At 33.2% G+C, this 20,674-nt stretch carries 20 protein-coding genes and 1 tRNA gene; 11 read left to right on the top strand and 10 right to left on the bottom strand.

Annotated elements, in window-relative coordinates; translation table 11 throughout:
* Positions 1 to 114: 114 nt before the first annotated feature.
* Positions 115 to 1,122 carry a 3-oxoacyl-ACP synthase III family protein gene (locus tag VOI54_RS09755; protein WP_326282604.1) on the bottom strand — a complete coding sequence of 336 codons (1,008 nt, stop codon included), beginning with the start codon at positions 1,120 to 1,122 and terminating at the stop codon, positions 115 to 117.
* 244 nt (positions 1,123 to 1,366) lie between these two features.
* Between VOI54_RS09755 and htpG the strand changes: the two genes are divergently transcribed.
* The 5 genes from htpG (at position 1,367) to VOI54_RS09730 (ending at position 6,827) form a co-directional block, all read left to right on the top strand.
* Positions 1,367 to 3,277, top strand: coding sequence for a molecular chaperone HtpG (htpG, locus tag VOI54_RS09750; RefSeq protein WP_326282603.1), 1,911 nt, complete (start codon positions 1,367 to 1,369; stop codon positions 3,275 to 3,277).
* A 353-nt stretch (positions 3,278 to 3,630) separates the two neighbouring features.
* Positions 3,631 to 4,332 (top strand): hypothetical protein, encoded by a 702-nt coding sequence (locus tag VOI54_RS09745; RefSeq protein ID WP_326282602.1) that lies wholly within the window; start codon positions 3,631 to 3,633, stop codon positions 4,330 to 4,332.
* 55 nt (positions 4,333 to 4,387) lie between these two features.
* A complete protein-coding gene (locus VOI54_RS09740) occupies positions 4,388 to 5,029 on the top strand; it encodes an MOSC domain-containing protein (RefSeq protein ID WP_326282601.1) in 642 nt (213 codons plus the stop codon).
* Positions 5,030 to 5,065: 36 nt separating this feature from the next.
* Positions 5,066 to 6,307 carry a DEAD/DEAH box helicase gene (locus tag VOI54_RS09735; protein WP_326282600.1) on the top strand — a complete coding sequence of 414 codons (1,242 nt, stop codon included), beginning with the start codon at positions 5,066 to 5,068 and terminating at the stop codon, positions 6,305 to 6,307.
* Between the two features lie 10 nt (positions 6,308 to 6,317).
* The gene (locus VOI54_RS09730) at positions 6,318 to 6,827 is read left to right on the top strand and encodes a cupin domain-containing protein (RefSeq protein ID WP_326282599.1); all 510 of its coding nucleotides are present in this window, start codon (positions 6,318 to 6,320) and stop codon (positions 6,825 to 6,827) included.
* Here VOI54_RS09730 and VOI54_RS09725 read toward each other — a convergent pair.
* Both VOI54_RS09725 and VOI54_RS09720 read right to left on the bottom strand, forming a co-directional pair.
* Positions 6,824 to 7,228, bottom strand: a complete 405-nt coding sequence (locus VOI54_RS09725) for a hypothetical protein (protein WP_326282598.1) — start codon at positions 7,226 to 7,228, stop codon at positions 6,824 to 6,826. The two genes, VOI54_RS09730 and VOI54_RS09725, sit on opposite strands and share 4 nt — an antisense overlap.
* A complete protein-coding gene (locus tag VOI54_RS09720; RefSeq protein ID WP_326282597.1) occupies positions 7,209 to 7,796 on the bottom strand; it encodes an RNA polymerase sigma factor in 588 nt (195 codons plus the stop codon). The genes VOI54_RS09725 and VOI54_RS09720 overlap by 20 nt, the downstream gene beginning before the upstream one ends.
* A gap of 138 nt (positions 7,797 to 7,934) precedes the next feature.
* Between VOI54_RS09720 and VOI54_RS09715 the strand changes: the two genes are divergently transcribed.
* On the top strand, positions 7,935 to 8,276 hold the full coding sequence (locus VOI54_RS09715) for a DUF6249 domain-containing protein (protein ID WP_326282596.1): 342 nt from the start codon (positions 7,935 to 7,937) through the stop codon (positions 8,274 to 8,276).
* A gap of 53 nt (positions 8,277 to 8,329) precedes the next feature.
* On the opposite strand, the gene VOI54_RS09710 is transcribed toward VOI54_RS09715, so the two are convergent.
* Positions 8,330 to 8,995 carry a M15 family metallopeptidase gene (locus VOI54_RS09710; RefSeq protein ID WP_326282595.1) on the bottom strand — a complete coding sequence of 222 codons (666 nt, stop codon included), beginning with the start codon at positions 8,993 to 8,995 and terminating at the stop codon, positions 8,330 to 8,332.
* Positions 8,996 to 9,034: 39 nt separating this feature from the next.
* Between VOI54_RS09710 and VOI54_RS09705 the strand changes: the two genes are divergently transcribed.
* The 3 genes from VOI54_RS09705 to VOI54_RS09695 all read left to right on the top strand — a co-directional run bounded on the left by VOI54_RS09705 (position 9,035) and on the right by VOI54_RS09695 (position 12,196).
* The gene (locus tag VOI54_RS09705) at positions 9,035 to 9,628 is read left to right on the top strand and encodes an alpha-ketoglutarate-dependent dioxygenase AlkB family protein (protein WP_326282594.1); all 594 of its coding nucleotides are present in this window, start codon (positions 9,035 to 9,037) and stop codon (positions 9,626 to 9,628) included.
* Between the two features lie 508 nt (positions 9,629 to 10,136).
* Positions 10,137 to 11,441, top strand: coding sequence for a DUF819 family protein (locus VOI54_RS09700; protein ID WP_326282593.1), 1,305 nt, complete (start codon positions 10,137 to 10,139; stop codon positions 11,439 to 11,441).
* A gap of 50 nt (positions 11,442 to 11,491) precedes the next feature.
* Positions 11,492 to 12,196: a DUF4369 domain-containing protein gene (locus VOI54_RS09695; protein ID WP_326282592.1), complete on the top strand. Its 705-nt coding sequence runs from the start codon at positions 11,492 to 11,494 to the stop codon at positions 12,194 to 12,196.
* 139 nt (positions 12,197 to 12,335) lie between these two features.
* Here VOI54_RS09695 and VOI54_RS09690 read toward each other — a convergent pair.
* The 4 genes from VOI54_RS09690 to idi form a co-directional block, all read right to left on the bottom strand.
* Positions 12,336 to 12,409 (bottom strand) — tRNA-Thr (locus tag VOI54_RS09690).
* Between the two features lie 61 nt (positions 12,410 to 12,470).
* Positions 12,471 to 12,740, bottom strand: a complete 270-nt coding sequence (locus VOI54_RS09685) for a hypothetical protein (RefSeq protein ID WP_326282591.1) — start codon at positions 12,738 to 12,740, stop codon at positions 12,471 to 12,473.
* A 101-nt stretch (positions 12,741 to 12,841) separates the two neighbouring features.
* Positions 12,842 to 13,252, bottom strand: coding sequence for a 6-pyruvoyl trahydropterin synthase family protein (locus VOI54_RS09680; RefSeq protein WP_326282590.1), 411 nt, complete (start codon positions 13,250 to 13,252; stop codon positions 12,842 to 12,844).
* The gene (gene idi / locus VOI54_RS09675; RefSeq protein WP_326282589.1) at positions 13,249 to 13,773 is read right to left on the bottom strand and encodes an isopentenyl-diphosphate Delta-isomerase; all 525 of its coding nucleotides are present in this window, start codon (positions 13,771 to 13,773) and stop codon (positions 13,249 to 13,251) included. The genes VOI54_RS09680 and idi overlap by 4 nt, the downstream gene beginning before the upstream one ends.
* Positions 13,774 to 13,903: 130 nt before the next feature.
* On the opposite strand from idi, the gene VOI54_RS09670 reads away from it, so the two are divergent.
* Both VOI54_RS09670 and VOI54_RS09665 read left to right on the top strand, forming a co-directional pair.
* Positions 13,904 to 15,493, top strand: a complete 1,590-nt coding sequence (locus tag VOI54_RS09670) for a peptide chain release factor 3 (protein WP_326282588.1) — start codon at positions 13,904 to 13,906, stop codon at positions 15,491 to 15,493.
* A 131-nt stretch (positions 15,494 to 15,624) separates the two neighbouring features.
* Complete coding sequence (locus VOI54_RS09665; protein WP_326282587.1) at positions 15,625 to 15,858, top strand: (4Fe-4S)-binding protein; 234 nt, start codon at positions 15,625 to 15,627, stop codon at positions 15,856 to 15,858.
* A gap of 42 nt (positions 15,859 to 15,900) precedes the next feature.
* Here VOI54_RS09665 and VOI54_RS09660 read toward each other — a convergent pair whose 3' ends face one another.
* Together VOI54_RS09660 and rpoC are read right to left on the bottom strand one after the other, a co-directional pair.
* Positions 15,901 to 16,218 carry a DUF3467 domain-containing protein gene (locus VOI54_RS09660; RefSeq protein WP_326282586.1) on the bottom strand — a complete coding sequence of 106 codons (318 nt, stop codon included), beginning with the start codon at positions 16,216 to 16,218 and terminating at the stop codon, positions 15,901 to 15,903.
* Between the two features lie 137 nt (positions 16,219 to 16,355).
* Positions 16,356 to 20,657: a DNA-directed RNA polymerase subunit beta' gene (gene rpoC, locus VOI54_RS09655; RefSeq protein ID WP_326282585.1), complete on the bottom strand. Its 4,302-nt coding sequence runs from the start codon at positions 20,655 to 20,657 to the stop codon at positions 16,356 to 16,358.
* Positions 20,658 to 20,674: the final 17 nt, after the last annotated feature.

Raw genomic sequence — 20,674 nt, 5'->3', positions numbered from 1 at the left:
TACGTCTAATATCTTAAGATTCTTCACATTAGTGTTAGTTGAAGTTGATTAATAGCTGGAAAAACCCAAAGCCTTTTAGCTTTGGGTTTTTTGTGTTTTATCATTAAAAATAGCTTAACTCCATTTAATAATAGCACTTGCCCAAGTAAATCCACTACCAAAAGCTGCTAATACAACATGGTTACCTGCTTTTATTTTCCCTTCTTCCCAAGCTTCTGTAAGTGCTATGATTACCGAAGCTGCAGTAGTATTACCATACTTCATTATATTATTAAATACCTGATCGTCCCTTAAGTCAAATTTCTTTTGAATAAATTGTGCTATCCTCAAATTGGCTTGGTGAGGAATTAACATATCAATGTCGTCTTTCTGTAATCCGTTTTTAATCAACCCCTCTATTATTACCTCACTAAAACGCACAACGGCATGTTTAAAAACAAAGGTTCCATCCATATATGGGAAATATGATATATCATCATCTCCAGCTTCAATAATCTCCGGTACCCAATGTGCTATACTTGGAGATTTTACAACCAATTTCTCAGCATACTTGCCCTCACTATGTAAATGTGTTGATAATATACCTTTACTTGTATCTTCTTCCCTTGACAACACGCATGCTCCTGCTCCATCCCCAAAAATCACAGACACCCCCCTGCCCCTTGTAGTTTTATCCAATCCGTTACTATGATATTCTGCTCCAATCACCAACACATTTTTATACATTCCTGTTTTTATGAACTGATCAGCAACTGATATCGCATAAACAAAACCCGAGCATTGGTTTCTCACATCAAGAGCACCTACAGTTGGCATATCTAACATATCTTGAATTTGTACACCACAACCTGGAAAATAATAATCGGGGCTAAGCGTTGCAAATACAATAAAATCAATATCATCTTTAGTCAAACCAGCACGTTCAATAGCAATTCTGGCTGCTTTGGCTCCCATAACTGCTGAGGTATCTTCTGTGCCTTCCTTAATCCATCTCCTTTCTTTTATCCCCGTTCGTTCTTGAATCCATTCATCATTAGTATCCATTAATTTAGATAAATCATCATTGGTTACCACATGTTCCGGCACGTATTTACCAAGGCCAATTATTTTTGAATTATACATAACTTAGTCCGTTTAGACTAACCAAAATACAAAATAATATGTTTAAATTCCAATAAATCAAATTTCACAGCCCAAACACTATTAACGAATAACTTTCGCTTTTCGAATTTATCATTTGTCATTAGAGTTTCCGTTTTACTTTCTTTAAAGAAATAAGTTGTGTCAGTTTGTCATATTTAAACAATTGGCATTTTTGTTGACTATTAGGAAAGCATAACAAGAAAAAATTAAAATTTTATATATCATGACAAAAGGAAACATTAATGTATCGGTAGAGAATATCTTTCCACTCATTAAAAAATTCTTATATAGCGATCACGAAATCTTTTTACGTGAACTTATTAGTAATGCAACAGATGCAACTTTAAAATTAAAACACTTAACTAATATTGGTGATGCCAAAATTGAATATGGCAATCCGCAAATTGAAGTCAAGGTAGATAAAGACAACAAAAAGTTGCATATCATTGATCAAGGCTTAGGTATGACAGCTGACGAGGTTGAGAAGTATATTAACCAAGTAGCATTTTCAGGAGCAGAAGAATTTTTAGATAAGTACAAAGACTCTGCTAAAGACGCTGGTATTATAGGGCATTTTGGTTTAGGTTTTTATTCAGCGTTTATGGTCGCTGAAAAAGTAGAAATCATTACAAAATCTTATAAAGATGAACCCGCTGCTCATTGGACTTGTGACGGATCACCTGAATTTACCTTAGAACCGGTTGAAAAAACAGAGAGAGGTACTGAGATTATTCTTCATATTGCTGAAGATTCAACCGAATTCCTTGAAGAATCTCGTATTCGTGAGTTATTAAATAAATACAATAAGTTTATGCCTATTCCGATTAAATTCGGAACTAAGGAAATAAACGATCCAGAACATGAACCTAAAACAACAAAAGATGAGGATGGAAAAGAAACCACTGAGCCTCATAGAAAAATAACTGTTGATGATATCATTAACAATCCTAGTCCAGCCTGGACAAAGCAGCCTGCAGACTTAAAAGATGAAGATTATGGTAACTTTTATAGAGAATTGTATCCAACGCAATTTGAAGAGCCATTATTCAATATTCACTTAAATGTAGATTATCCGTTCAACTTAACCGGGATTTTATATTTCCCAAAACTGTCGAACGATATGCAAATTCAAAAGGATAAAATTCAACTGTATCAAAACCAGGTTTTTGTTACTGATAATGTTGAAGGTATTGTTCCTGAGTTTTTAACCATGTTACGAGGTGTAATTGATTCGCCGGATATTCCTTTAAATGTATCTCGTTCTTACTTACAGGCTGATGGAGCGGTTAAAAAGATCTCTTCTTATATTACAAGAAAAGTAGCTGACAAATTAAAATCACTTTTTAATAACAACCGTGAAGATTTTGAAGCCAAGTGGAACGATATTAAAATTGTGATTGAATACGGTATGCTTTCAGAAGAAAAATTCTTTGAAAAAGCTGATGCGTTTACATTATACCCAACAGTTGATGGTAAATATTATACTTATGAAGAGCTCTTTAATAAAATTAAGGCAAAACAAACTGATAAAGATGATAAATTAATCATTCTTTATGCATCTGATAAAGATGCTCAACACAGCTACATTGAAGCGGCTAAAGCTAAAGATTATGAGGTGCTATTATTAGATTCTCCAATCGTATCTCACTTAATTCAAAAATTAGAGACTTCAAAGGAGAATATTTCTTTTGCACGTGTTGATGGTGATCATATTGATAATTTGATCAAGAAAGACGAAAACACCATTTCTAAATTAGACGAAGATCAAAAGAAAGCTTTGGATGAATTATTAAAAGAAGTCATTCCTTCTGATAAATTTATGGTACAACTTGAAGCTATGGATAGTAATGCATCACCATTTATTATCACCCAACCAGAATTTATGCGAAGAATGAAAGAAATGCAACAAACTGGCGGTGGCGGTATGTTTGGTATGGGCAACATGCCGGAAATGTACAATCTGGTAGTTAACACAAATTCTGAATTGGTTGGTGAAATCATTAACACTAAAACTAAAAAGAAACAAGAACGTTTGATTAATCAAAGTTTAGACTTAGCCAGATTATCTCAGGGCTTGCTTAAAGGTGAAGAGCTAACAAACTTCATTAAACGTAGTTATGAGATGATAAAATAGTAGTCCCGCTGAAAACATTCAGCATCCTACATATATTCAAACCACTTAGTTCGTTCTAAGTGGTTTTTTTATGGACTTTAATTAAAAAACTATACCTTAGATTGTTGTATACAAATAATCATCTATTGGCTATAATACAAATTAATATTAAAGATTTAATTTGTATTTTTATAAACAACCTTACTAATTTAACGCAAATGAATAACTTCACTACCCCCCCAGTTAAAAGCCTCATCTTTATTTTTTTATGTTTAATTCTATGTTTCAGCCCAGAACAAAGTTTTTCCCAGAGTGAAAACTCAATTGTAAAGGATAGCTTGTTTGATATTTCAAATCGCAAAATGCATTGGGATATGTCTTTTGCTTTTAAAACTCAGAACGTTTTTAGAGGGTTACTTCCAGCTAAGGCTCCTACCCTATCTACTAATGCAGGTGTTATTTGGAAAGATTGGATATTTGGTTTTTATGGTGGTGTTGATTTTGAGGGGCGTTATCAAGAAACAGATTTCCTCCTTATTTACAGGAGGCCAAGAATTAATTTTCATCTGGAATATTATTACAACTTTACAGAAGGAATTTCAGATATTCCTACGCCCAGTGGCTTGTTTGATTTTAATAAACAAACTACAAGAGGCTTACTGGATTTTATTGTAAATATTAAGTTAGATAAAGAAAAACGTTGGACTTTATCCTCATCAACCATTATATTTGGTCGTGATACCAATTTAGAAGAGCGCATAGTTGGTAATGAAATTATAACTGTAAGAACAGATCAACGCTATTCCCAATACCTTGAATTAAAGCATGCCTGGTTATGGGATGATAATAAAGTTGAAGCTCATTTTGGTGGAAATTTTAGCTGGCATGATTTAAGCGGCTCAACATTTTATGGAAAATCTGCAGGGATAAATAATATAGGCATTGCATTTACTAAAAAACTAGAGATCAATGATAAAGTAAAAGTACCGGTAAAAGCCAGTTTCTATCTCAATCCGCAAGCTGAAAAATCTTATTTAATCCTTACTGTTAACCTCATTCAATTGAGTAAAATCTAAACACTTACAAGTAGAGTGTTTCCGGTAAAACTTTAATTAAATACTTTGCAAATTAATGCATATCATTTCTACAAATACAGCAAAGCCAACCATTTTTACTTATAACGGGCAAGAAGTAACCACAGGTATTTATAAAATGCCAACCGACAGTCCTATTTTTTTAGGAAAAAAAGGTGTAAAAGATGATGAAGTAACAGACAAAAAAGTCCATGGTGGTGAATTTAAAGCCTGCTACTTATTTTCTATGGAGCAATACTCCTATTGGAAGCCCCTCTACCCTAATCTAAAATGGAACTGGGGTATGTTTGGTGAAAACCTGACTATTTCTGGTTTAGATGAAACTCAAATATGTATTGGAGATATTTATAAGGTGGGAGAAACCCTGATACAAATAACACAGCCCAGAGAACCTTGCTTTAAGTTTGGTGCAAAATTTGGAGACATGGGGGCTTTAAAACGCTTTATAGACCATGGGTTGTCCGGAACATACGTTCGTATTTTAGAAGAAGGCTTGGTAAAGGCAGGAGATATATTTGAGCTTAAACACAGAAAAGAAAATAGTTTAACCACAGCTAAACTGTTCAAGTTAATTTTTTCAAAAAATAAAGATCCCGAATTAATAAAAAGGGCTATTAACAACGACGCGCTTCCACAAAGGAAAAGAGATAAATTGGAATCTTTTTTAAAACACGTTTGATTTGGTTTATCATATCTTTGCTTTAAATTTATTTTAATGTCATTTAAAGATTTACACTTAAACAGACCTATTTTAAGAGCGATTGCTGAAGCTGGTTATGATAACCCTACATTAGTTCAAGAGAAAACTATTCCTCTTGTTTTAGCAAAAAAAGACATCATTGTTTCTGCTCAAACCGGCACTGGTAAAACTGCTGCTTTTGCACTTCCAATTCTTCAATCTTTATTTGACAGACAAGATGCCTCTAAAAAAGGCAAAACAATAAAAGCTTTAATTGTTAGCCCAACAAGAGAGTTAGCGCTTCAAATTGAAAATAATTTTAAAACTTACAGCACTTACACCAACTTAAGAACTACAGTGGTTTATGGCGGAATTTCTATAGAGCCCCAAAAAGATATGCTAAAAAAAGGGGTTGATATTTTAATTGCTACCCCAGGTAGGTTATTAGATTTACATAAACAGGATATTGCTAACTTAGATTATGTGGAAACCTTAGTTTTAGATGAGGCCGATTTAATGCTTGACATGGGATTTATTGATGATGTAAAAAAGATAGAGCGTCTATGTACCAGAGAAAAACAAGTCTTGTTGTTTTCTGCTACTATTCCATATAAAGTTGAACAATTAGCAAATTCTATTTTAAAAACTCCTGAACGTATTGAGGTTGCTCAAAATTCGTCAACTTCAAAAAACGTTAATCAATTATTATACTATGTTCCAAAACGGAATAAAATTGAGCTATGTTTACATGTGTTAAGAAATACCATAAAAGGAAATATTATCATATTTAGGCGTACTAAATTTGGCGTAGATAAACTTGAAAAAACGCTTTTAAAGAATGGTTATAACGCAGATAGCATTCACGGTGATAAAAGTCAAACTGCAAGACAAGAAGCTTTAAATAGATTTAAAAAAGGGGATGTAAACATTTTAATTGCTACTGATGTTGCTGCACGTGGCATTGATATTAATAATTTGGATGCTGTAATAAATTTTGATTTACCTAACATCCCAGAAACCTATGTACATAGAATAGGAAGAACCGCTAGAGCCGGGAAATTTGGGACGGCATATTCCTTTTGTTCTGCAGATGAAAAAAATTATATCAAAACCATTCAGCAACTTATTCAGTTTCAAATAGACATTATAGAAGACCATCCATACCCACTGGACCCTAAAGCAAAGCCTATTGTGCATAAATCTAAAAAAACAGGAAGCAAGCATAAAAAAGGTCGCAAAAGTCAAGCTTCTAAGAAGAAAAAGAAACGCTGGTATTAATACCCTTAAAATGACCGAAGCAGAAAAAATTGCTAACAAACTCAATATGCTCCCCCATCCTGAAGGCGGATATTATAAAGAGACCTATAGAAGTGACGGCGAAATAACACCTAATATTTTAGGAACGGATTTTACCGGAAAAAGGAATTATTCAACTTGTATTTATTTCCTGTTAACATCTGATACATTTTCAGCTTTCCACAGAATTAAGCAGGATGAAATTTGGCATTTTTATAAAGGAGCTCCAATAATGCTACATATCATTTCAGAAAAAGGAAATTACAGCAATGTAATTATTGGAAATGATCTGGAAAATAATGAATTCCCTCAATACATAGTAAAAGCCAAAAATTGGTTTGCAGCTGAAGTTATTGGAAACAGCACCTATAGTTTGTTGGGCTGTACAGTATCTCCCGGGTTTGATTTTAAAGATTTTGAATTAGCAGAAAGAGCAGCGTTAACCTCAAAATTTCCCGAACAAAAAACCATAATCGAAAAACTTACAAGAATAAACAACTAGATTTCATAACGTTGATTAAAATGATGTTTTAAAAACTGGACTTGTATGCATAACATTAATCCAAAAAGAACAATGGCGTATACAAATGTTTTAGACGTTGTAAAATTTGTTAGCACGTCCAATATTTTGTTGTTAGATAATATGCTAAAATCAACAAACTTAAAAACACCTGAAGGTTCCATCTCTATTCCTAAAAATACATATATCACCATTACTAAAAAGGCCGATAAGATAAAAAACCAACCTTTTTTAGAAATTAAAGGCTTATAAATTATATTACTACCGGTTTTAATTTGGGATATAACTGAATTGGTAAAATCAAAAGAGGGGCTTTCAATGGCACGATCTTTAATTACTTTCTTTATTAAATCATCTAAATATTTATCTTCTTTCTCTTTCATAATACTCAATTAATTCCGGTTCTAATTTACTTTTTAAAATATTAGCCAGCTTTTTTCTGCTTCTAAACAATTTCACTTTCACATTATTAGCAGTAAGTCCTACGGTTTTTGATAACTCTTCCAAAGATTGTTCCTCAAAATAATAAAGCGTTAATAAAAAACTATCATCTGAAGGCAATAATGCGATACAATCTTGTATAATCTTGGCACGTTCATTTTTTTCTAAGTCATCTAAGGCATTATCCATTGTTCTTACCTGATGTTCTGTAAACTCATCAATAGCAACATCCTTAATATACTTCTTATTCTTTTTTAACCGATCTAAACTGGTATTATAAGCAATTTTATAAATCCAGGTTGAAAATTTAGAATCTCCCTTAAATTTACTTAAGGATTTAAATGCTTTTATAAAAGCATCCTGGGATACTTCTTCAGCCTCTTCCCTGTTTTTAAGCATTCTTAAAGTTAGGGTAAAAACCAAATCTTTATAACGATCTACCAATACGGCAAAAGCATTGGTATTACCATTAATAACTTGGTTGATATAATGTTGATCGTTAGTGGTCATTTTATAAAGTAAGACGACAACCTCTCCTAATCGGTTACGTTTTTTTAAAAAAAATTTTAAAAAAGTGTAACCTAAATCAAAATGGTATCGTCATAAGTTATGAACACATTAAATTTAATCAATTAAAAACGAATTATTATGGAAGGAATATTAATACCAATTAGCTTATTCTTAGCTATTTTTGGAATAGTCTATCTTTATTTATCTACCAGAAACAAAGAACGCCTGGCACTAATAGAAAAAGGCGCAGATGCCAGCATTTTTATGAAAGGAAAAACCTATACCGCTCCAATATGGAAAGTTATCATTTTAAACCTTTCTTTATTGTTAATGGGCATTGGAATAGGTGTATTTATAGCTTCGTTTTTAGATGAATACACAACTTTAGGAGAAGCCGCTTATCCTGCAACTATTTTCTTTATGGCTGGTGTGGGCTTATTCGTTGGTTTTAATCTGACTAAAAATCTGGATAAAGAATAACCAAACAGTAAAACATCAATCAAAACAAAACTGCTTCTTGTAGGGAAGCAGTTTTATTGTATTAAAAAATCAAAATACGTATTTGGAAAAGGTTCTCCTCTTAACGTAAAATGCCACCATTCTTTAGGGTAATTTCTAAAGCCATGTTTTAGCATGATATCCTGGAGTAATTGCCGGTTTGCTTTTTGCTTATCAGTAATATGGTTAAAGTTTACCCAGGAAGCTTCTCCAAAAAAATCATAAGGACTTCCCATATCCAAAGGTTTACCGGTATTAGCATCAATAATAGTTAAATCTACCGTACTCCCCCTACTATGACCAGATTTACTCGCTATATACCCCTCCTTAAAAAGATTTCTTTTATTAACATCCGGATAAAATATCTGTTTATTGATGGTATCATTCAAATCTTTTGCCCACTTTATAAAATGATTAACTGCTCTTTGGGGTCTATAACCATCGTAAACCTTTAAACATAGATTTTGCTCTTGTAAATCTTCATGAACCAATTTTAGGGCCTTTACGGTTTCTAATGTTAATATCAATGTATTGGATTGATAGCCATCTACAGGCTTTCCTATAAAATTATTTAAAGAATAGTAACGTAATTCTACTTCCATATCCGGGATAATACGTTCCGCATAAATAAAACCATTGGGTAATTGTCCAAAAAGATTTGGGCATATTAGTAGAATAAAAAAAACGATACAATACTTCATAAAAGCTAGATTTATAGCTAATTTAGAAAATAAAAGTATATGCTTTTTGAAAGCCCTATAAATTTAAAACTAAAAGGAGCAGATGTTACTTACTATCCTCATTTTTTCAATCACATTGAAGCGGACTTATATTTTAGTGACTTATTAAGCAACATAAACTGGAGGCAAGATACTATAACTGTTTATGGAAAAACGTATTTACAGCCCCGGTTAACAGCTTATTTTGACAATAACAAAACCCCATACAAATACAGCAATATTATAATGCAACCAGATATATTTGATGGAACATTACTAAAAATAAAAAACACGGTTGAATCTAAGTTAAATATTAATTTCACGAGCTGTTTAGCTAACTTATATAGAGATGGAAACGACAGTAATGGCTGGCATGCAGATAATGAAAAAGAACTTGGAGAAACACCAATAATTGCCTCAGTTTCATTTGGAGCTGAACGTATATTTCATTTAAAACACAAAAAGGAGAACGGTTTAAAAACAAGGCTCACTTTGCAACATGGTAGCTTATTGCTCATGCAAGGTGAAACTCAGAAAAATTGGTTACATCAAATTCCAAAAACAAAAAAAAATATTGGAAAACGAATTAATTTAACTTTTAGAATTATAGCATAAAAAAACCGAGTTCCCTCAAACTCGGTTTCTTTTCAATTTGCTTTTTAATATTACGAAGCTAGATTTGGGGTTTCCACATCAACAACATAATGCAAATATTAATTAATTAATCCATTGAACTAAAAAGTGTGTTATTTAGTACACTTCAAATATACAATTGCGGATTATATTAAAACGATTAAATACACTTATATTCGATGAAATACATGTTTTTTTAACATTTTATGACCAAATAATGCATTTCATCGATAAAATACACATTCTGTGTGAAAGATTTTCAATATAAACTAGTCGCTATTTTAAAAAACAGATAAAAAAAACACCCTAAACAAGGGTGTTTTTTTACTAACTAACCAACCAAAAATATGAATTACAATTCAAAAGTTTAAAGTAACCACTCAATAAACTTATCTTGAATGTAACTACAAACATATTATCAATACTCGTGCCAAAGTCAAAAAAATGCTTTTTTTATTTTTTATATATTCGTCCCAAATAAACTAAAATCATGAATAACCAACCCCTGTTTACAGATGACACTATTGTTTTTGGACTATTAATGCTAGCTTTAGGCTTTGTTTTTTACACATCTTCTAGTTCAAGTCCGTTTTGGAAAAAATTCTATAAATATATTCCTGCTTTATTAATGGCTTATATGCTCCCTGGTGCGCTAACAACATTGGGGATTATTTCTCCGGAGTGGACTTCATTAAACACAACCGGTGAAGTTACAGAACATCATTCTCAAATATATTATATAGCCAGTAGGTTTTTATTACCGGCTGCTTTAGTACTCATGACATTGAGTATAGACCTTAAAGCCATTTATAATCTTGGCCCCAAAGCCTTAATTATGTTTTTAACCGGAACAGTTGGAGTTATCATAGGCGGACCTATTGCCATTTTATTAGTCTCTATAGTTTCTCCTGAAACGGTTGGTGGGGCTGGTCCGGATGCCGTATGGAGAGGGCTGGCAACATTAGCCGGGAGTTGGATTGGCGGAGGCGCCAATCAGGCTGCTATGTTAGAAATATACGGATACAATACTAATAACTATGCAGGAATGGTCATTGTAGATATTGTAGTAGCCAACATATGGATGGCTATTCTGCTTCTTGGTATAGGAAAATCTGAAAAAATTGATAAATGGCTAAAAGCAGATAATTCAGCTATAGAAGTTTTAAAAGAAAAGGTATCTACCTACGCTTCTAAAATATCTAGAAATCCAACACTTTCAGATTATATGATTATTTTGGGTATTGCTTTTTCTGTTGTTGGTTTATCTCATTTTGGTGCTAATAATATTTCAGAATTTTTAAAATCCAGTTTTGAAGTTGTTAAGGATAAATCTTCAGCAATGTCCTCATTTGGCTCTCAATTTTTCTGGATGATTACCATTGCTACTGTTACCGGAATATTGCTCTCCTTTACGAAACTAAGGCAATATGAAGGGGCTGGTGCCAGTAAATTAGGAAGTGTTTTTATCTATATTCTGGTTGCCAGCATAGGTATGAAAATGGATCTTACAAAAATCTCTGAAAACCCGGGATTGATCTTTGTTGGTTTAGTTTGGATGGCCATTCACGTAGGGTTACTATTTTTAATTGCAAAATTAATTAAGGCACCATACTTCTTTTTAGCTGTAGGAAGTAAGGCTAATATTGGAGGTGCTGCATCTGCTCCTGTTGTTGCTGCTGCCTTTCACCCTTCTTTAGCTACAGTAGGCGTATTACTTGCTGTTTTTGGATATGTGGTTGGTACTTACGGTGCCATGTTTTGTGCTGAGTTGATGAAAATTGCTTCAGGCGGTTAGTATTTAATCAATATTTATAAGATATTTGCCTCCATAATTTATAAAATTCAATGAAAAAAACGTATTTCCTACTTCTGGTTTTTCTAATATTGGCTTGTGCCAATAAACAAAGTGATTTAATTGTTAAAGCCAATATAGAAGGCTTAAAAAAAGGGACTGTATATCTTAAAAAAATCAAAGACACCTCCTTAGTTACAGTGGATTCCATAGAGGTTAATGGCAATTCTTCTATTATTGAGCTATATAGCGATTTAGATGAGCCTGAGATGTTCTACTTATATCTTGACAAGAATAGTACTGAAGAAGATAGGGTTTCATTTTTTGCAGATAAAGGAACTACAGAAATAAATACTACGCTTAAAAACTTTGTATTTGATGCTAAAATTAAAGGATCAAAACAACAAAAGGCCTTAGAAGATTATCAAAATGTAATTTCCAGAATAAAAAACAGAAATCTAGAATTGATAAAAGAAAGCTTTGAAGCTCAAAAAGCGGGAGACACTGTAAAACTAAACGCTGTTGAAAAAGAATCCAAAAGTCTTTTAAAAAGAAAGTATTTGTACACCGTAAATTTTGCACTTAATAATAAGGATAGCGAAGTTGCTCCCTATTTAGCACTTTCTGAAATTTATAATGCCAGAATTGATTTGCTGGATACTATAAATAAATCCTTATCTCCTGAAATTAAAGCCTCAAAATATGGAACTGAGTTAGACCGTTTCATTCAAGAGCGAAGTAAAGAAGAAAAGCAATAGTAAATTGCTCGTACCAAAATAAATATATTTAAGGTCTTTCAAATAAAATTGAAAGACCTTATTATTTTCTTGGAGTTTATCTAACCTTACTAAATTCTATATATCACAAAAAAAGCTTCACCTAAGGTGAAGCTTTTTGAGCCGATGGAGGGACTCGAACCCACGACCTGCTGATTACAAATCAGCTGCTCTAGCCAGCTGAGCTACATCGGCCTATTTAACGGGTGCAAATATAATCGCAAAATTATTATTTGCAAGCTGTCCGCTAAAAAAATTATCCAAGCTTATTAATTTTTTCAATTAAAGCTCTTCCCTTTTCTTCTAATTCTTTATTGATAGCCTTAAAATGTGCTTTAGGGTTTTCAACATTTTTAGCATTTACTTTTGCAATCAATTCGTCAAAGGCTTCAATAGCCTCATCAATAATTGCTTCACTTTCTTTTGTATCTTTATCTGTATTAGTATATTCCCATACATAAACTGCTTCAATAATGTCTCCTAAAACATAATTAATATCTTTTTTTAGATCTCTAACATTTGCCATAATTTCTTATTTATTTTGGTTACAAAACTACATATAAACTTCCAATAGCGTAGCCTTTTTAGTATTAATTTATAGTCTTTATTTACTCAATCAAAACTTTTTTACTGCCCAGAATAGGTTACAAAATTTCTGGGTGTTTCGTATAAGGTTATTTCAAGCTGCAAGGCTTCATCAATCTTTGGTTTAATCTTATTGTAAATGACAACGGCTATATTTTCGGCTGTTGGATTTAACTCCCTAAACTCAGCGACCTCAACATTCAAGTTTTTATGATCAAATGCATCTTCAACTTCTTGCTTTATAATAGCCTTTAAAACTTTCATATCAATAACATAACCTGTTTCTTTATCAATATCTCCAAAAACACTTACAATAAGCTCATAATTATGTCCATGAAAATTTGGGTTATTGCACTTCCCAAAAACAGCATCATTTTTCTCAAAATCCCAATCTTTTCTATACAATCTGTGGGCAGCATTAAAATGTGCTTTTCTACTTACCTTTATTTTCATGATTCAATATTTAAATGCTTATAGAATTTATCAAAAATTACTTTAAACCATGCTGTATAAACATCGGGGTTTTGAGACATATCAGCTTTTACATCTTCCAGAGACATCCATTTCCAGCTTGCAACTTCTTCAGGGTTTATTTCCGGTGCTCCATTATATTTACCCAATAAAATATAGTCTAATTCATGTTCTGTCAATCCATTATCAAATGGTGCTTTGTAAATAAAGGAAATAGATTCAATCAAATCTACTACAAACCCCATTTCTTCCTGTAAACGCCGCTTTCCTGCTTCAATATTAGTTTCGCCATCCCTTTGATGGCTACAACAGGTATTAGTCCAAAGTCCGGGTGAATGATATTTATCCAGAGCCCTCTGCTGTAACATCAACTCATTCTTATCATTAAAAATAAAAACTGAAAAGGCTCGATGTAATATTGCTTTTTCGTGGGCTTCTAACTTAGGCATTAAGCCTATTTGCTCATCTTTTTCGTTAACAAGAATAACTTTTTCTTCTTCCATAGTCTAACAAAAATACCAAGTAAATTTATAAAACACCTATTTCTAAATAGAAAAATAAAATGATACTATTTACATATATTTCTAATGAACTATAAATAGTATCTTTGCAACCCATTTGTACAAATATTCTATGAGTTTTTTAAAAGAAATACAACGAAGGCGAACGTTTGGTATCATTTCGCATCCGGATGCCGGTAAAACTACTTTAACTGAAAAATTACTACTTTTTGGGGGAGCTATTCAGGAAGCTGGAGCTGTAAAAAGTAATAAAATAAAAAAAGGAGCTACCAGTGACTTTATGGAAATTGAACGCCAACGTGGTATCTCAGTAGCGACTTCGGTATTAGCTTTTGAATATAATGGCATTAAAATTAATATTCTGGATACTCCTGGGCATAAGGATTTTGCTGAAGACACTTTTAGAACCCTCACTGCTGTTGATAGTGTAATTGTTGTAATTGATGTTGCTAAAGGTGTTGAGGAACAAACCAAAAAGCTGGTTGAAGTTTGTAGAATGCGTAATATACCTATGATAGTATTCATCAATAAAATGGATAGAGAAGGTAAAGATGCGTTTGATTTACTAGACGAAGTCGAGCAAAAGTTAGGGTTAAAAGTAACGCCTTTAAGTTTTCCTATTGGAATGGGTTATGATTTCAAAGGTATCTATAATATTTGGGAAAAAAATGTAAACTTATTTAGTGGTGATAGCAGAAAGGACATTGAAGAAACTGTAGAAATTTCAAATTTAGCATCACCAGAACTCAATAATTTGGTAGGAGAAGACTCTGCCAATACTTTAAGAGAAGAGATAGAGTTAGTTGAGGGGATTTACCCTACCTTTGATAAGGAAGATTATCTAAACGGAAATCTACAACCGGTGTTTTTTGGTTCTGCCTTAAATAATTTTGGTGTTAGAGAGTTGTTAGATTGCTTTGTGGAGATTGCTCCGAAACCTAGAGCCAAACAAAGTGAAGAGCGTTTGGTTAAGCCTGATGAACAAAAATTTAGCGGTTTTGTGTTTAAAATTCATGCAAATATGGATCCTAACCACAGAAATCGTCTGGCTTTTATTAAAATTGTTTCTGGAGAGTTTAAAAGGAATTCGCCTTATTTACATGTCAGGCATAATAAAAAATTAAAATTCTCAAGCCCAAATGCATTTTTTGCTGAGAAGAAAGAAATTGTAGATATTTCATACCCAGGTGATATTGTTGGTTTACAAGATACAGGAACCTTTAAGATTGGTGATACACTAACTGAAGGTGAAATATTGAACTATAAAGGTATCCCCAGTTTTTCACCAGAACATTTTAGGTATATTAATAATGCTGATCCATTAAAATCTAAACAATTATATAAAGGTATTGACCAGCTTATGGATGAAGGTGTTGCCCAATTATTCACACTTGAGCTTAACGGGAGAAAACTAATTGGTACAGTAGGAGCTTTACAATATGAGGTTATACAATACAGGTTAGAGCATGAATATGGAGCTAAGTGTACTTATGAAAATTTAAACGTACACAAAGCGTGTTGGGTAGATCCTGGGAACTCAAATACCGATGAGTACAAAGAATTTGTAAGGGTAAAACAACGATTTTTGGCTAAAGACAAGCAGAATCAGTTAGTTTTCCTGGCCGATTCACCGTTTTCTTTACAAATGACTCAACAAAAATACCCTAACGTAAAACTGCATTTCACCTCAGAATTTGATTAAGCTCAAAATGTATTTTATTGAATTGATTATGCATATTTTTTGTTTTTCATCGAATTTTTCATACATTTAATCGATAAAAAAGTAATTTTACACAAGGAAAACCAAATTAATAACCCCAAATCTAATATCTCATGAAGACTAATGATAATGAATTTAGTAATGGAGAGATTACTGTAACCTATGATCCCACCACCTGTATTCTATCTGGGAAATGTGCTAAGGAATTGTCGGATGTTTTTTGCGATTCCATAATTCCCTGGATTAATTTAGAGTATGCTACCAACCAAGCTATTATTAAGCAAATAAAGCGTTGTCCGTCAGGAGCGTTAAAATATAGCTTAAACATTAAAAAGAAAGCATCTTAAAATAAAAAAGCCTTTGAAAATTATTTTCAAAGGCTTTTTTATTTATGCTTGACCAGCAGGCCCAAAATTCAATGGTATTGGTGGTTGTTCATAGTCTTTAATTTCACCATGAGCATTTTCAAATCTAGCAACATTATCTCCTAATGCCTTTAACAATCGCTTTGCATGTTGTGGTGTTAATATTATTCTTGATTTTACTTTATTTTTTGGAACCCCAGGCATAATGTTTACGAAGTCAACAACAAATTCTGAAACTGAATGATTTATTATTGCTAAATTAGAATAAGTGCCTTCGGCCACATTTTCATCAAGTTCTATGTTAATTTGACCTTGTTTTGGTTGATCTTTTTCGTCTGCCATAATTTAATATTTTAAATATAAAAAGCCTTCAAGTTTGTCACATGAAGGCTTTTGTTTTATAGATTCCTGCTTTACTCTTTGATACTCACCTCCAAAGTAAGGTATTCTTGAATCTTCGATTTCACAGGAAACAATTATTAATTATAATTTAACTCTTGTTTTACCTGCATCATTTCATCAAACTCTTCTTTAGAGCCCACAATGATATCGGTATAATTTCTCATACCTGTACCTGCCGGAATTCTATGTCCAACAATTACATTTTCTTTCAAGCCTTCTAAAGAATCAACTTTACCGGCTACGGCCGCTTCATTAAGTACTTTTGTTGTTTCCTGGAACGATGCCGCAGAAATAAACGACTTAGTCTGAAGTGATGCTCTGGTAATACCCTGAAGTATTGGTGTAGCAGTTGCCGGTTGTGCATCTCTAGCTACAACAAGTTGCTTATCCTCTCTACGTAAAATTGAATTCTCATCTCTTAAGTCGCGAGGTGTAACAATTTGTCCTGCTTTAAGGTTTTCAGAATCTCCTGCATCTTCAACCACTTTCTTTCCAAAAATATCATCATTTTCTTTAATGAAATCAGCTTTATGTGCCAATTGATCTTCTAAGAAAATAGTATCTCCAGAATCAATGATTCTAACTTTACGCATCATTTGTCTAACAACAACTTCAAAGTGCTTATCATTAATTTTCACCCCTTGTAAACGGTATACTTCCTGTACTTCATTTACCAAGTATTGTTGAACAGCTGAAGGTCCTTTAATATTTAAAATATCGTTTGGTGTAATAGAACCATCTGATAAAGGCATACCAGCTTTTACATAATCATTTTCCTGAACAAGAATTTGATTAGATAACTTCACTAAGTACTTCTTAATTTCACCTAGCTTAGATTCTATAATAATTTCACGATTACCTCGCTTAATTTTACCAAAAGAAACAACACCATCAATCTCACTTACAACTGCAGGGTTAGATGGGTTACGTGCTTCAAACAATTCTGTTACACGTGGAAGACCACCGGTAATATCACCTGCTTTTGCAGATTTTCTAGGAATCTTAACTAAGATCTTACCAACATTAATCTTCTCTCCATCATCAATCATCAAGTGTGCTCCAACCGGTAAGTTGTATGAACGGATGGTTTCTCCACTAGCATCTTCAATATGTAATGTTGGAATAAGCTTTTTATTTCTGGATTCAGATATTACTTTTTCCTGGAAACCGGTTTGTTCATCAATTTCTACCTGGTAAGTAACTCCTTGCTCAATATTTTCATACTTCACTTTACCAGCAAATTCTGAAATAATAACACCATTATATGGATCCCAAGTACAAACCACATCTCCTTTTGATAATTCCTGACCATTTTTAACAAAGATGGTAGAACCATAAGGAATGTTATTATTACTTAAAACAATACCTGTTTTCTTATCCGTAAGCTTAAGTTCAGAGGTTCTGGAAATAACAATATCAATTTCATTCCCATCACTATCCTTACCTTTTACCGTTTTTAGATCTTCAATTTCAGCTATACCGTCAAACTTAACGGCTAGCTTGTTATCTTCTGAAATGTTACCTGCAATACCACCTACGTGGAATGTACGTAATGTCAGCTGTGTACCAGGTTCTCCAATGGACTGTGCAGCAACTACACCAACTGCTTCTCCGCGCTGTACCATTTTTCCGGTAGCTAAGTTACGTCCGTAACACTTAGCACAAATTCCTTGTAAAGCTTCACAAGTTAATGCTGAACGCACTTCTAAAGTCTCTATTGGAGATTCTTGAATAGCTTTAGCAATATCATCTTCAATTAATTGACCGGCTGCAACTAACAACTCATCAGTTAACGGATTGTGTACATCATTTAAGGATACACGACCAACGATTCTCTCTTCTAAAGTTTCAACAACCTCATCATTTTTCTTTAGTGGCTCAACTTCAACACCTCTTAATGTACCACAATCTTCTGTATTGATAATAACATCTTGAGATACATCTACTAAACGACGTGTTAAGTAACCTGCATCAGCTGTTTTAAGAGCCGTATCCGCAAGACCTTTACGTGCACCGTGAGTAGAAATAAAGTATTCTAAAATTGAAAGTCCCTCTTTAAAGTTAGAAAGAATTGGGTTTTCAATAATCTCACCACCACCTGCATTAGATTTTTTAGGCTTCGCCATTAATCCACGCATACCTGTAAGCTGACGAATCTGTTCTTTAGATCCACGAGCTCCAGAATCAAGCATCATAAATACCGAGTTAAATCCTTGTTGATCTTCTCTAATACGTTTCATTGACAACTCGGTCAATTCAGCATTTGTAGAGGTCCAAATATCAATAACTTGGTTATAACGCTCATTATTAGTGATAAGTCCCATGTTATAGTTTCCGGTAATACCATCAACTAAACCATTAGCTTTATCAATCATTCCTTGCTTTTCCGGTGGAATAATAATATCTCCTAAACTGAATGATAATCCTCCCTGGAATGCAAATTTGAACCCTAAAGTTCTAATAGCATCTAAGAAATCTGCTGTTTCAGGAACAGAGGTTACTTTAAGGATATCACCAATAATATCTCTTAATGATTTTTTGGTTAATACCTGATTGATATATCCAGCTGCTTGAGGAACATGTTGGTTAAATAACACTCTACCAACAGTTGTTTCAACAATCATTTTATCAAGCTTACCATCTTCATTAATATCGATTGTACGAACTTTAATACCTGCATTCAGATCCACTCTTTTCTCGTTAAAAGCAATCTCTACTTCTTCCGGAGAATAAAAAGTTAATCCTTCACCTTTAATTGGTAATTCAGGTGTAGACTTACGTAGCTTAGTCATATAGTATAGACCAAGTACCATATCCTGAGACGGTACCGTTACTGGTGATCCGTTTGCCGGGTTTAAGATATTATGAGACGCTAACATTAATAGCTGACACTCTAAAATAGCTTCTGGCCCTAATGGTAAATGAACTGCCATCTGGTCACCATCAAAATCGGCATTAAATGCTGTACATACTAAGGGGTGTAATTGAATTGCTTTCCCCTCAATTAACTTTGGTTGGAAGGCTTGTATACCCAATCTATGCAGCGTAGGCGCACGGTTTAGTAATACCGGATGTCCTTTAAGAACATTTTCCAAGATATCCCAAACCACAGGCTCTCTTTTGTCTATAATTTTCTTTGCAGATTTTACCGTTTTAACAATACCTCTTTCAATTAATTTTCTAATTACAAAAGGTTTATATAATTCGGCTGCCATATTCTTTGGCAATCCACACTCATATAATTTTAATTCAGGTCCAACAACAATTACCGAACGTGCAGAATAATCAACACGCTTACCAAGTAAGTTTTGACGAAAACGCCCTTGTTTACCTTTAAGTGAATCTGATAACGATTTTAGCGGTCTGTTAGAATCTGTTTTTACAGCCGAAGACTTACGCGTGTTATCAAATAATGAATCTACAGACTCCTGAAGCATACGCTTTTCATTACGTAAGATTACTTCAGGTGCTTTAATTTCAACCAATCTTTTAAGACGATTGTTACGAATAATTACACGACGGTATAAATCATTTAAATCTGAGGTTGCAAAACGCCCACCATCTAACGGTACTAAAGGACGTAATTCTGGTGGAATAATTGGAATCACTTTCATGATCATCCACTCCGGTCTGTTCTCCCTGTTCTGATTTGATTCTCGTAAAGACTCAACTACTTGTAAACGCTTTAAAGCTTCTGTTTTACGCTGTTTAGACGTTTCCGTATTAGCTTTATGACGTAACTCATATGAAAGCGATTCTAAATCAATTCTTGCTAATAATTCAATCAAACACTCAGCACCCATTTTAGCTAAGAACTTATTAGGGTCTGTATCATCTAAGTATTGGTTGTCTTGAGGAAGCGCTTCTAAAATGTTTAAATACTCTTCTTCCGTAAGGAAATCCATTTTTTGTAATGGCTCTCCTTCTTCATTCTTAGCATTACCCGGTTGAATAACTACGTAACGTTCGTAGTAAATGATCATATCTAATTTCTTAGATGGTAATCCTAATAAGTATCCTATTTTATTTGGTAAAGAACGGAAATACCAGATATGAGCTACAGGAACAACTAAGTTGATATGCCCTACTCTATCACGACGTACTTTCTTTTCTGTTACTTCAACACCACAACGGTCACAAACAATACCCTTGTAACGAATTCTTTTATATTTACCACAAGCACACTCATAATCCTTTACAGGACCAAAAATACGCTCACAGAACAAACCATCACGTTCTGGTTTGTGAGTTCGATAATTGATAGTTTCTGGTTTTAAAACCTCACCTCTAGACTCTGCTAAAATAGACTCCGGTGATGCTAAACCAATTGAGATTTTATTAAATCTCTTAACTGCATTTTTATCTTGTTTTCTTGCCATAATATATGGTTGAAATG

Origin of the sequence: Alterotamlana spongicola (assembly GCF_035818475.1) — a bacterium.
Taxonomy (GTDB): domain Bacteria; phylum Bacteroidota; class Bacteroidia; order Flavobacteriales; family Flavobacteriaceae; genus Cognatitamlana.
This window is presented reverse-complemented; position numbering and strand designations above follow the sequence as displayed.